This window comes from Streptomyces sp. Ac-502 (genome assembly GCF_045222935.1).
GTDB classification, from domain to species: domain Bacteria; phylum Actinomycetota; class Actinomycetes; order Streptomycetales; family Streptomycetaceae; genus Streptomyces; species Streptomyces monomycini.
The window spans coordinates 8438393-8450063 of sequence record NZ_JBHFFO010000001.1 but is presented as its reverse complement, the minus strand read 5'-3'; the positions used below and the strand labels follow the sequence as shown (position 1 = coordinate 8450063).

Annotated in this window: 11 protein-coding genes and 2 pseudogenes; 5 read left to right on the top strand and 8 right to left on the bottom strand. The window is 69.9% G+C overall.

Features of this window, described 5'->3' with window-relative positions; translation table 11 throughout:
• Positions 1-68: 68 nt before the first annotated feature.
• Positions 69-170: pseudogene (locus tag ACEXOX_RS38350) on the bottom strand (IS5/IS1182 family transposase); the annotation flags it as partial.
• Between the two features lie 705 nt (positions 171-875).
• Positions 876-1199: a helix-turn-helix transcriptional regulator gene (locus tag ACEXOX_RS38345; protein WP_406525373.1), complete on the bottom strand. Its 324-nt coding sequence runs from the start codon at positions 1197-1199 to the stop codon at positions 876-878.
• Positions 1200-1335: 136 nt separating this feature from the next.
• Here ACEXOX_RS38345 and ACEXOX_RS38340 point away from each other — a divergent pair, with 136 nt between their 5' ends.
• On the top strand, positions 1336-2301 hold the full coding sequence (locus ACEXOX_RS38340; protein WP_406525372.1) for an anti-sigma factor antagonist: 966 nt from the start codon (positions 1336-1338) through the stop codon (positions 2299-2301).
• Here the strand turns inward: ACEXOX_RS38340 and ACEXOX_RS38335 are convergent.
• The gene (locus ACEXOX_RS38335) at positions 2250-2645 is read right to left on the bottom strand and encodes a DUF6415 family natural product biosynthesis protein (RefSeq protein ID WP_406525371.1); all 396 of its coding nucleotides are present in this window, start codon (positions 2643-2645) and stop codon (positions 2250-2252) included. The genes ACEXOX_RS38340 and ACEXOX_RS38335 overlap by 52 nt on opposite strands.
• A 303-nt stretch (positions 2646-2948) precedes the next feature.
• Between ACEXOX_RS38335 and ACEXOX_RS38330 the strand changes: the two genes are divergently transcribed.
• Complete coding sequence (locus tag ACEXOX_RS38330) at positions 2949-3191, top strand: DUF397 domain-containing protein (protein WP_406525370.1); 243 nt, start codon at positions 2949-2951, stop codon at positions 3189-3191.
• A 287-nt stretch (positions 3192-3478) separates the two neighbouring features.
• Here the strand turns inward: ACEXOX_RS38330 and ACEXOX_RS38325 are convergent, their stop codons facing one another.
• A complete protein-coding gene (locus ACEXOX_RS38325; protein ID WP_406525369.1) occupies positions 3479-3973 on the bottom strand; it encodes an STAS domain-containing protein in 495 nt (164 codons plus the stop codon).
• 421 nt (positions 3974-4394) lie between these two features.
• Here ACEXOX_RS38325 and ACEXOX_RS38320 point away from each other — a divergent pair, with 421 nt between their 5' ends.
• Positions 4395-4796 (top strand): STAS domain-containing protein, encoded by a 402-nt coding sequence (locus ACEXOX_RS38320; RefSeq protein ID WP_406519696.1) that lies wholly within the window; start codon positions 4395-4397, stop codon positions 4794-4796.
• A gap of 269 nt (positions 4797-5065) precedes the next feature.
• Here the strand turns inward: ACEXOX_RS38320 and ACEXOX_RS38315 are convergent, their stop codons facing one another.
• A complete protein-coding gene (locus ACEXOX_RS38315; RefSeq protein ID WP_406526706.1) occupies positions 5066-5260 on the bottom strand; it encodes a hypothetical protein in 195 nt (64 codons plus the stop codon).
• A 552-nt stretch (positions 5261-5812) separates the two neighbouring features.
• A pseudogene (locus tag ACEXOX_RS38310) lies at positions 5813-6052 on the bottom strand (chaplin); the annotation flags it as partial.
• Between the two features lie 543 nt (positions 6053-6595).
• Here ACEXOX_RS38310 and ACEXOX_RS38305 point away from each other — a divergent pair.
• On the top strand, positions 6596-7063 hold the full coding sequence (locus ACEXOX_RS38305) for a lamin tail domain-containing protein (RefSeq protein ID WP_406525368.1): 468 nt from the start codon (positions 6596-6598) through the stop codon (positions 7061-7063).
• An 839-nt stretch (positions 7064-7902) separates the two neighbouring features.
• Positions 7903-8535: a GAF domain-containing protein gene (locus tag ACEXOX_RS38300; RefSeq protein ID WP_406525367.1), complete on the top strand. Its 633-nt coding sequence runs from the start codon at positions 7903-7905 to the stop codon at positions 8533-8535.
• A gap of 2039 nt (positions 8536-10574) precedes the next feature.
• Here ACEXOX_RS38300 and ACEXOX_RS38295 read toward each other — a convergent pair.
• Both ACEXOX_RS38295 and ACEXOX_RS38290 read right to left on the bottom strand, forming a co-directional pair.
• Complete coding sequence (locus ACEXOX_RS38295; protein WP_406525366.1) at positions 10575-10742, bottom strand: hypothetical protein; 168 nt, start codon at positions 10740-10742, stop codon at positions 10575-10577.
• Positions 10743-10942: 200 nt separating this feature from the next.
• Positions 10943-11641 carry a hypothetical protein gene (locus ACEXOX_RS38290; protein WP_406525365.1) on the bottom strand — a complete coding sequence of 233 codons (699 nt, stop codon included), beginning with the start codon at positions 11639-11641 and terminating at the stop codon, positions 10943-10945.
• Between the last annotated feature and the right edge of the window lie 30 nt (positions 11642-11671).

The following is an 11671-nucleotide window of genomic DNA, read 5'->3' as shown; positions in this document are numbered from 1 at the left end:
CAAACGCTCCCATGGAAGCACACGCGTCTGGCCCTGGCAATACGCTGACGCCTCCGTCGGTCACCGATTCATGCACAAATGCGACGGTGGCATATGAGAGTGTGCGCGATGGCGGTGAAGGCAATGACGCCCTCGGACTTGCCTGGGTAGCGGTAACGGAGTGGGCACCCCTGGGCACACCGCTCTCGCGCAGGGGACGGCCTGGCTCAGATCGACGGTCTTGAATGCGTGCGGCGCCCTGCTCAGTCGCCGCAGGACGCCTGAGCAGATGTACGCTCCGATCGGTGGGCTCCCGCGCCGCTGCCGATCACTGCCTCCCTCATAACCGGTGACTGAGTGGTAATTGATACTGCAGGAAGTGAACTGCCGCGCGAAACCGAGCGCGATGGGCCGGAGAACGCGGGTTGAAGTCCGTAGCCTGTTTACGTACCTCGGGGTTCTGACGACATTGAAGTCAGGCTGTCCGGTGCCGAGTTCGCTGAGTTGGCGCGCTGGACGGACGGGACGGTAGAGCCCCGTCTTGCCGAGCGGGCCCGCATCATACTGGCGTGCGCGGACGGGGTGCCGGATACGCGTGTGCCGCGGACACGGTGAGGAAGTGGAGTGCGCGCTTCGCTGCCCATCGGCTCGAAGGGCTCAGGGGCATGCCGCAGCCGGGCCGGCGCAAGGCGGAGCTGGTGCTCAGCGAGACGGAGCTTGTCGCCCTACACCATCGGGCCGTGCCCTCCAGCGCCCTGGCGCGTGTGCGACGGCCGCCGCCTGCAGGCCGTCACCGCCAGGCGGTCCTGACGTCGAACCGCTCCGCAGGCACCGGACCAGAGCTTGCGGTCCACCTTTACGGCCCGGAGGACGGGCCGTGCCGCGCGGGCGGGGCCTCAGGGGCCGCTGCGGTCCCGTTCGTCCTGGACGAGCAGGGAGAGCAGGGAGGCCACGGTCAGGCCGAGGTCCGCTTCGGCCGGGTGGCGCAGTACCTTGCCCGGTTCGAGCTGGTAGGTGTTGGTGCGCCCCTCGCGGGTGTGGGAGAGGTACCCGTCGCCTTCCAGGTCGGCGATGATTTTTTGAACGGCGCGTTCGGTCAGCCGGCAGTGTGCGGCGATGTCGCGGATGCGGGCCTGGTGGTTGTCGGCGATGGCGGCCAGCACCCGGGCGTGGCTGGTCAAGAACGTCCATCCGGTGTGCGGCTCGGGCACGTCATGCATGGGGCGATCATAGCGCCCCGCAGTTCACGCAACCCGAAGCACGTATCATATTTCGTGTATTGGTTGACGTGTGTGCCTCCGCTGGGGCAGTCTGACTGGTCACGGGGGCAGGTGAGCCGACGAGGAAGAGGAAGCCATGCCGGAGCCTGCGTACAGCGCCCCCCTGTTCACCGGGGGCGACACCGAACGCGCCGTGAACGCGGCCGCGAAGCCGCCGGCGCCGGGGGCGTGCCGGGTGGCCCTGACGGCCACCGCGCACGGTGAGCGCACTGCTCTCACGCTCCAGGGCGAGCTGGACCTGGATACCGGCGCGCACGTCGAGCCGGGTCTGCGGGCCGCCCTGGACCAGTGCGTGACCGGCATGGATCTCTACCTCGATGCGGTGCGCTTCTGCGACTGCTCCGGCCTGAACATCCTGCTGCGTCTGCGCGGCCATGCCGCGGATCAGGGCAAGAGCGTCGTCCTGTGCAGCAGCAGTCGCAGCGTCGACCGGATTCTGGAGCTGACCGGCACCCGCCGTCTGTTCGACGCGCCGGCCCCGGGCGGCGGCCAGGAGGTGGCGCGCGCTTCCCCGCCCGGCCAGGACCCGCCTCCGGATGGCGGCGTCCGGGAGTTGCGGGCCGAAGTGGCTCATCTGCGCCGGGCCATGCGCACCCGCCCGGTCATCGACCTGGCCCGCGGCATCCTGATGGCCACCTTCGCCCTCTCCCCCGAAGCCGCCTGGGCCGTCCTGGTCACCACCTCGCAGAACACCAACACCAAACTCCACCGCCTCGCCCAGGACCTCATCGACAGCCTCCAGGGCGCCGCCCTGCCCGAAGCCCTCCAGCGACAGCTCCAAGCCGCGATCACCACCAACACCTCCGCGCCGGCCACGCCGGCAGCCTCCCCCGGCTGCCCGGCGTGCCTCCCCAGCGCACCGCCCCGCCCGGCCAGTAGAGCACGGGACCGCGAGCCCGCCCTGGCCCGATCAGGTCGCGAAGCGTTTTGGGCGGTCGCGATGTGGCGGGGTACGTGCGCCTGTGCAGAGCGCAAGCCCTCGGCGAGGCGCTACGGGCCGGTGCGGTGCCGAACGTGTTCCAGACGGTCGTGGCGTTCGTAGAGCGCGCGGACGAGCCGGGCGAGGCTCTGCGCGCCGGCCAGGGTGGTGCGCGGCCGTACGGACAGGCGCCGGTCGGCCTCGCCGAGCACGGTCTCGGTCAGGGTCCGCACCGCGCTGTTCTTGGGCAGCCCGGCACAGCGGCGCCGGACGTCCTCGGTGACGGTGCGGGCGTGGTCGGCCAGCTGCAGGGTGATCTGTTCGCAGTCGCGGGGCGCGAGCGCCGCCTCGGGCCCGGGCCAGGCCAGGACGGCCTGGGCCAGCGACAGATACGGCTCGCGGTCGAGGGGCGACATGGCCGCCTGCGGGCCGACAGGAATGTGGGAAACGGCAGATTTGTGCCTCACGGCGGTACCTCGCTGTCCGGCGTGATGATCAACAGGTGCGCGCCTGGCGTGGTGGGGGCTCGCGGGACGGCCGGGAGCCGCGCGGTGCCCGGAGGCGGCGATGACGCCAGGTTCCGGTCTGCGTCGGGGCATTCGGGGGGTGGGGCGCGCAGTTCGGAAGGGCTAATATCCTCGTCGCCGGCTCGCTGCTGCAAGTACATCTGCAATTGCATCGGCAAGAACGGCTGCGTAGCGGTCGTTTCCCGCCACGCGTGCAGGGCCCGTACGGACCGCAGAATGATCGCCCGGCAAGGAGAACAGCTGATGCAGTCATGGCCCAACGGCACACGCGCCAGCGCGATCGAGGGCGCGGTGTGGCGCAAGAGTCCCCGCAGCAACCCCTACGGCAACTGCGTTGAGCTGGCCGTTCTCCCCGGCGGTCAGGTGGCGGTGCGCAACTCCCGCCACCCGCACGGTCCCGCACTGGTCTACACCCGCGCCGAGGTCGCGGCCTTCGTCCAGGGCACCAAGAGCGGTGACTTCGACGATCTGGCCGGGCTCTGCTGACGCATATGTCGGCCGGATAGTCACCGCGCCAATACGAACAGTTCGGCTGGTGAACACTGCCCGTTCAACCGGACAGGCGCATCCGCAGGACTGCCGCGCAATCGGACCGCGCCCCGCCCCGGCGGCCCCTGCCTCGAACACCCCTGCGGCGCCCCGACGGCCCTGCGAAGCAACGGGCAGGCCATCCGCGCTCGCACGCCTGTCCAGAGGCGGATCAAGGCGGTGCAGTGGTGTGCGCACCGAGCGATGACTCAGGCTGCCGGGACAGTGAGGTCCCTCCCGCCCGCTCACGCGGGCTTGGGCCGCTCTTCCTGTCGGCCACCGGCCACCGGTGGCCGCGGTGGGCGTCCTGCCGGGGTGTTGGTCCAGGCGGAGAGCAGGTGGCCGTTGATGTAGGCGACCGGTCCTGCGGGTGCGGCAGCGGGCCGGACGGTTATGGCCTGGGCCGGACGGCCGGTGCAGGCGTCCTGGACGGTGGCGTAGCGGGGTAAGCGCCGGGTCAGTCCGGTCAGGCGCAGGAGCCGGCCGATGGTGGGCTGGTGGTAGACCAGGCGTAGCCAGCCGCCGGCGGCCTCGCTGCGGCAGTGGGCGGTTTCGAGTTCGGTCAGGGCGCTGGTGTCCATGAAGGTGACGGCGGTGAGGTCGGCGATGAGGCGGGCCGCGGGTGCCGCATCGTTTCCTCGGAGCAGGTCGCGTAGCGCCGGTGCTGTCGACAGGTCGAGTTCGCCGGTCGGCCGTACCGTGCGGCAGTTCCCCTGTGGCTTGGGGGTGCGGGTGCTCAAGTGGGCCAGCTCCTTGCGGGAAGAGGGGGCGCCTGCGACACGTGTTCTGCCGTCGGTGAGGCGCCACCTTACGGACCGCACGGATACCGCCGGAGCAAAAAGTTTCTTGTTCAAGGGAATGCGCGCTTCCGACCCAGTTCGATCGCCACCTGACCGCAACTGCCGTGCTCTTGTGACTTTTCGGCCGCCCCTTTCGAACTGGGGATGGTGGCGGGTACAGGGCTTCGGCTGCGCTGCGGGCGCCGGTCATCCTCACCCGACGGCTACCGGTGGCGGAAGGCAGGCGTAGGGGTCTTGGTGCCGGCGAGGCAGAGTGGCGCCGGGGCGGCCGGGTATGTCAGTGGCACGGTCGGCGCGTTGTGCCGTTGGGGCTGCGCGCTCCTGGGCCCGGGGCGTCCCATACTGCGGATACGAGGCTTCCATGACGGCCACCGGGCCTGCCCAGTACCACCTGCTGTCTCTTCCTGACGGATCGTGCGAGACGGTCAGCTGTCTGGCTTCGGTCATCCGGTGCCGCGCGACGGTGCCCACCGTGATCGTCGATGTGACGGCGGTACAGCGGCTGAGCATCGACGCCCTGGCCGTGCTGGTCCGCAAGGCCATGCGCCTGCACGCGGCCGACGGCCAGCTCCTGCTCGCCGGGCCCTGCCCCGCCGTACGCAAGGTCATCGAACGGACGGGCACCGGTCCGCTGCTGCCCGTCTTCACCGACAGCACTGCCGCGCTCCGCACGCTGGCCGAAGACGGCCGCGCCTGGCACCACGTGGAACTGCCGGCCGGACGCAGCGCCCTCTTCGCCGAACCACCGCCACCGGAGCTGTGACACCACCGACCGTGACCATCGGGTGAAGGAACCGCAACGGTACGTGACCGGACGTCGTGGCACTTCGTTGCTCCGTCCAGAAGACCGCCCGGACCACGAAGGGACAACCGGTGGATCACGGCGCACCGTTGGGGGCGGGGGCGAGACCTCCACCGCGCCCTCACCCGTGCCCGCCAACCACCGCGCCCGAGCCGGAGTACCCGACTGGCGGCCCCCCGGTTCGGGAGCCGCCAGATGCGACTGGTCACGCAGTGCCGAAGAGGCGGACGTCAGGCGCGCGAGGTGCGGCTGCGGCGCACCAGTGCCACACCACCGAGCAGCAGCACACCGCTCGTGGCAGCCGCGGCACCGAGGTGATCACTGCCGGTGCGTGCCAGCGCCGGGCCCTGCGCGGCCTGGACGGCCCCGGACACCCGGCCCTTGCCGCCGGCAGGAGATGCGGCCGACGGGTTTCGGGAGTCCACGTCTCCGGCGACATCGGACGGCGGCCGATGCCCCGCCCCCGGAGAGCCGGGGACCTCATGCCCCGGCGGCCGATGGCCGGGAGGCTGGTGACCAGGCGGCTGGTGATTACCCGGAGGCTTATGTCCCGGCGGCTTTTCGCCGGGAGGCTGGTGGCCGGGCGGCTTGTGCCCAGGGGGCTTGTGACCTGGCGGCTCTTCGCCAGGGGGCTGGTGGTTGCCCGGCGGCTTGTGCCCAGGGGGCTTGTGACCCGGCGGCTCTTCGCCAGGGGGCTGGTGGTTGCCCGGCGGCTTGTGCCCAGGGGGCTTGTGACCCGGCGGCTCTTCGCCAGGGGGCTGGTGGTTGCCCGGCGGCTTGTGCCCAGGGGGCTTGTGACCCGGCGGCTCTTCCCCGGGAGGCTGGTGGTTGCCCGGCGGCTTGTGCCCAGGGGGCTTATGGCCTGGCGGCTTGTGACCCGGCGGCTTTTCGCCGGGCGGGTGGTGGTGGCTGCCGGGGTTGGCGCAGTGGTTGTTGAAGGCGGGATTGAGCAGGCCGATGACGTTGACGGTGTTGCCGCACACGTTCACCGGCACATGAGCCGGGACCTGGAGCAGGTTGCCCGCGAGCACGCCGGGGGAAGCCGCGGTACGTCCCGCTGCACCCGAGTCGCCGTGCGCGCCCGCCGTCGCGCCGGCCAGTATCGCGGTCGCCGTCGCAGCGACCAGCACGCTGTGTTTCACGAGAGGTTGCACGTGTGGTCCTTCATCTCTCGAAGATGACGAACCGGGCACCTGGCGTCGGCCAGGTGCCCGCATCCCGAAGGGATATCGCCCAGCCCCGGGCCGAGGAGCGCCGCCTGACGGCGAACCCTCGGTTCGCCCGCTCTCGTTGGGGAGCCATGACACAAACGGACAGGGTGCAGAGCGCGTCGTATCGGATTGAACGATCGTTCCGCTGACAGGAAACGCACGGCTTTCCGGGCCACCGCTGCCTGAACGGTTCTTCTTCCCGTCCATTGCCCCTCGACGGTTTCTTTCGGCATGGACACGCGTTCGCAGCGGTCGATGCCATGCGGGCACGCCCGTACGAGATGCCACCCTCAAGAGAACCAGCCCCAGCAAACCACCAGGTCACTAGCGTGCGCGGGGCGGTGTGCCGAGGGCGCGTGATCGATGCCTGAGCGCGGGGGCGTGCACTGCGGGCACGAATGGGTTGTGCAAATGTCCTACTTCTGTAACGGGCCGTCCCATCTTCAACCACCGTCTGCGGGACTAGCCCACAGTGAGGTCCACCCGGCAGCTCCGGGCATCTCGTCCCACCGGCCCCGCCTCAGCGGGGCTGACCGCAGGAGGTTCACCATGTCCCGTTCTGCCCGTATCGCGGCCGTCGCGCTCGGCACAGCCGCTCTCGTCGGCGCCGCCACCCTGCCGGCCACCGCCACCGACGCGCGCACCCTCCCGGCCCCGCACCGCTCCCCCATCGTCATCGGCGCAGTGCAGGCCGACAGCCCCGGCCGCGACGACGGCTCCAACCACAGCCTCAACGCTGAATGGATCACCATCAAGAACACCAGCCACCGAGCGGTCAACCTCAAGGGCTGGACGCTGACCAGCGAGCGCACCCACAAGACCTACCGCTTCAACAACCTGCGCCTGAACGGCCGCCAAGAGGTCCGCGTGCACACAGGTCACGGGCGTGACACCTGGCGCGACGTCTACCAGGACCGCCGCGACTACGTCTGGGACAACCGCCGCGACACCGCCACCCTGCGCAACGACCACCGCCACGTCGTCGACACCAAGCACTGGGGACGCCACCTGCGCTAACCAGCTCTCCGGGGCCGTCTCCCAGCGCCCCGGACATCAGGTGCGCCGCAGCCACGGGAAGGGCCGCGGCGCACCGCCATGTCCAGCCGACACCACCGCACTGGCGAATGCACAGGGCCCGTTTTCCCCTTGGGTGCGGCACCCGGCAGCAGCACAATGGCCCTGCCTAGCTCTGTGGACCGCTCGTCGGCATAGCGGTGCGAGGGAAAGTGATGCTTCCGACCATGGCCCTGCACGGGTGCGCGCCACGGTTCCACCGCGTCACCTCACACGAGGCCGTCGTGGTGATCGAAGAATGCACACGGTGCGGCTACCGGATCTCCTACGGTCCCGCCAGGCATGACCGCCGCTTCCCGGGGCGCCCGTCAACTCCCCGGCCCGCTGCGGCTGTTCCGCATCCCGCACCATTCGCGCATCACAAGACATCAACGATGTAAGGCTCCTGCCCGAAAGAGACGGGACAGAGGGCACACGCAGTGACCTTCGTGGCGGCGCCGCCGCCACGGAACGCCCGGACACTGCCCTGCTTGCGCCCTGCCGCTCGCCGTCACGCCTATGCCGCGGCCGGCGGCACGGCCGAAAAGATCCTCGCCCCCGAATGTCCGCCCCGCGCCGCAGCGGGCAGAAGCGTAGGGTGAAGTCACAGGCTGCCCGCAGGCGACGCTGGTCCGACGTCCCACCCTGACATTGGCTTCCGGTCGGGGCAGCATCGGCGGTGAATGCCGGAGGTCGGACGCCTTCCCATGGATCCCCGACCCGGGGACGCGCCTGCGCCCCCTTCTGCACCGCGCTTCCCGTGACCAGGGCCCGGCCGCGGGCCATAGCCCTCGCCGCCCGATGTGCCGGGCCGTGACCACCCAGCCCGGCACATCGGGGAAGCCTGCCGCACGGCTCTGCACGGCTGCTACTCGGTGGGCATCACGCTGGCAGTCGATGCCACCCTGGCCCAGCGGGTCTCCCAGTGTGCCGCCGGCCCCCTGGCCAACCGGGGCGCAGCCCTGCAGATCAACCTCGGCGCAGGGCTCCGCGTCCAAGCCCTGCGCCAACGCGCCCCGGTCCTCGCCGACGATCTCGACGGCCCCGCCACCACCCGTCAGTGGCCCGCCTACGCCCAGCAGGCCGCCACGCACCGTATCCGCGCGGTCTTCGCCCTGCCCCTTCTGAGCGGCCCTGCCCCGGCACAGCGGGCCGGGATCGTCCTGACCCTCTACCGTGAGCAGCCCGGCCCCATCGCCGACTGCGACCTGCAAACCGCCCGGGACCACGCCGACGCCGCCGAACTCCTGCTCCTGAGCGCCCCCGCGCCGAGCGAGGACGACCTCGCCCACGCCTGGCTCGTTGACGGCACCCTCCCCTCCCGCCCGACAACACCGCAACAGCGTGACGGCGCACCCGCCGCGACAACGACGCCCATCAGCAGGCCACCAGCCGGCGGTTACCGCGGTGCCAAGAGGCGGTACGAAGGCAGGTAACAGCCGAATATGCGTGCCGGGGCGCAGCGCAGAGCCAGCGGGCCGGAAGACGCGCAGCGTCGGGGGAAGCCGGGTGACGAGCCCCCGCAGCCGGTCAGGCTGCCCGGCGCCCCAGGCCCCGACTCCGGATGGCCGTCCGCGACACCGGGAGCAGTCCGCATCCACCTTCACGCTGGGCGCCAGAGTCCGCTCCCATGCGGTGTGCCGCTGCTCGTGCATCTGAGTACGTCGTTCGTCGCTGCCCCGCACCGCGGGTCCTGTACATGCTCGGTCAGGGAGAAGGACCGGTGCCGGTGACTACGTGAGACAGGGCGGCCTATTCAGGAAAAGCGGGTTTGTTCTTCTGCAGGCCGGCTCGGGCCGCTGTGAGCATGTGCTGGATGGTGCTGCTCAGAGCGTGTCTTTGGACCCCCGCCTGCGCCCCGACGCCCGGCACGAACTTCCCCGAGCTCCCGACTCCGCTGCGCTCCGCAAGAGTGTCCCCGCAGACCGATCATCGTTCTCCCAGCATGACTGCACGGAAGACACTCACAGCGCTCGCCATGACCGTGGCTGCCGCCGGATCCGGGCTCGTTACCGCCGCTCCCGCGACAGCGGGCGGGGTCATCGTTATCGGGTCCCCCAGCTTCGACAATGCGTGTGCCAACCATGGCACGCGGACACAGCCCCGCGGGCAGACGTCGAACGGAAGTGGGTCGGCACAAGGGCTGCTGGCGCAAGTCCCGGTCGTTAATGCTCTCAACCACTGCGGAGGCGCCGACCTGCCGTACTGGTCGGCGGCGGAATGGGCGACGGAAACGTTCTTTGAGGATGAGTGAGTGTTTTCATTCCCCATCGCAGGCCAGCGGCCCAGCAGCCGAGCAGGGCATGCAGCCACTCGGACGGTCAGCGCCTTACTGACCGCCGCGCTCCGCAAGCCGAACGACTCGAATTCACTCCAACGAAGAGAGCGTCGGCGGTGCGGATCGTTTGTGCACCGCGCCGTTGAGGCCAGCGCCCTAGGGTTGAGGCGGGCGTCCGCCCCTTCTCAGCCCGCCCTCATGGGAGATTGCTGGCAACACGACAACAGCGTCACACGTAGGCTCTCATGGCCCTGAAAGAAGCACCCTTCGCCCCCATGCTGAGCACACTGCGTCTTGCCCACAACGCTGCGTGGAGGTGCGCATAATCGCTCACACGAAGCCTCACACCTCCCACCCGCTGACACCTCAGCTACCCTCGCCCGGTCAGACCGCAGACCCGTCAACGGTGATGCCATCATGCCGCTTCACATCGACCATGCGTTCGGTACAGCCAGCCGAATGCCAGGCTACTCAGCACCGCCAGGGCGACCGTCCCAGCGGCCACTCAGGGCTCGGGCCGCGTCGGATCTGGCACAGCGCGGCACCGAGCAGAAGCTTCCGTCGACGGGGCTGAGTTGCTGGGCGTTGCCGCCGGGCTGGGGGTGGCCGGTTCTGGCCTTTGCGACGACGCACTCGGAGTCGCAGGAACTGTGGTTGCCGACGGTTGAGGACAGCCGAGCGCCGGTGTCCGCGTCGGCGCAGGCGTACTGGCTGGCGGAGAGGGACTGGCGTCCGGCTGCACGCTCGAAGCCGGCGGCGGCGTTCCACCGGCGGGGACGGGGGCGGAGGTAATGAGGCCAGTTGTCGGCGCGTAAGAGACGGACTCGTCTTCTGGCGGTGTGCTGGTCTCCGTCGGGCCGTAGGTGCAGGAGGAGGGGCGGGTGGGCGCGGAAGGCGATGGTGTCATGGGATTCCGTGTGCCGTGGGCTGTTGCTGCGGGGCTGTGTGCGGCGGCCGGTGGCGCAGTGGTGGAGTGGGGCGGCTTCGGCTCTGGCTGAGCTGAGGTTGTGCCGGTGGGCGGCACGCTCTGTGTTCCGGCGGGCGCTGCGGCTTCTCGTTCTTCGTACCAGGGCGCCGGGCTGGTACGGATCAGTGGGGTCACCGTGCACCCGAGGAGGCCGAAGAGAATGAGTCCGGCTACTGCGAGGAGAGTGTGGCGCATTGTAGAACCTTCCTGGCCATGAAGGAGTGTTTCGGTCACGCGCCGAGCGTGGAGACGAAGATCTGGATCGACTCGAAGAAGTGGACAACGCCGTGGTAGGCCGCCAGCAGCGCGCGGGCGCTCTTGGCGGGGGCTGAGGCGATGATGAACAGAACGATGATCAGGACCAGCCAGAAGAACAGTGAGCGGGGGCGGCTGAGCATGACGTTTCCCCTTTGGGGCTTGGTTGCGGTCAGCCGTACTTGAGCTTCAGGCCGGCCCTTGTCAGAGGGGGACGGGCTTGTGCGGCGAATACCGCGCACGTCAGGTGCGGCACGGCCGTGTCCGAGGGCAAGTCGTCCAGTGCGTCTCACTGTTCAGGTGCTTGCTGCCGCGGCCACCCGGCACTGCGGCGGCCGTTGCGTCAAGTGATCCGCTCTTCTACTGCGGTGTCCGCAAGGACTTTCGCGGTGACGTCTTGCAGGTCCGTAGCGTCGTCGAGGTCGATGTGCGCGGTCCGTAGCCGGGGGTAACGGGCTCTGATCGTGTCCAGGAGAACGGTGAGCCGCTGATCGGCAGAAGGTTCCGTGATGCCGGGCGGGCTGCTGTGGTGTGTCCTGGTCACGATGCACAGTCGGGGTGGTGCACCCGCGAGGTCGGGCAGGTGGCGGAGGAGGCGGGTCAGCCAGCGTGCGAGTCGATGCCCCGGCTCAGTCCTCGCGCGGCCGGCTGCCGGTCCGGTGAGGGGCGGTGCGATGGCGATGATGCCGGTGGCTCCGGTGAGCCGTCCGATGACCGCGTTGGGGCCGAGGATGGTGCAGCGTACGCCCCTTCGTTCCAGGGCCTGGCTGATCCGGTGCGGCAGGGGGTCTTCGAGGACCGAGTCGGCTGTCGTGGTCAGCAGCCAGGTACCGGCGTCTATGGCGTTCCGTTCGGTGGGAGAGGTCGGCTGGCCCTGGCTGCTCGAAGGCCAGCGAGAGATGGGCGTGTCAGGCCCCCGGGGACGTTCCGTGCCTGACCTGAGGTGGTTCGTTCTGGCCGGCGACGACCGGCCCCGAGGGTTGGTGCGCTGCGCTTCGGGGCCGGTGTGTTCCGGGCGGCCTGGGCGGTCCGCTTCGGTCATTCGTAGTACTCCTTGGGGCAGGGCGCCCGC

Excerpts from the sequence above, each read along its gene's own strand:
- ACEXOX_RS38345 (WP_406525373.1), bottom strand. The coding sequence starts at position 1,199 with ATGCATGACGTGCCCGAGCCGCACACCGGATGGACGTTCTTGACCAGC.
- ACEXOX_RS38340 (WP_406525372.1), top strand. The coding sequence starts at position 1,336 with ATGCCGGAGCCTGCGTACAGCGCCCCCCTGTTCACCGGGGGCGACACC.
- ACEXOX_RS38330 (WP_406525370.1), top strand. The coding sequence starts at position 2,949 with ATGCAGTCATGGCCCAACGGCACACGCGCCAGCGCGATCGAGGGCGCG.
- ACEXOX_RS38320 (WP_406519696.1), top strand. The coding sequence starts at position 4,395 with ATGACGGCCACCGGGCCTGCCCAGTACCACCTGCTGTCTCTTCCTGAC.
- ACEXOX_RS38305 (WP_406525368.1), top strand. The coding sequence starts at position 6,596 with ATGTCCCGTTCTGCCCGTATCGCGGCCGTCGCGCTCGGCACAGCCGCT.
- ACEXOX_RS38295 (WP_406525366.1), bottom strand. The coding sequence starts at position 10,742 with ATGCTCAGCCGCCCCCGCTCACTGTTCTTCTGGCTGGTCCTGATCATC.
- ACEXOX_RS38290 (WP_406525365.1), bottom strand. The coding sequence starts at position 11,641 with ATGACCGAAGCGGACCGCCCAGGCCGCCCGGAACACACCGGCCCCGAA.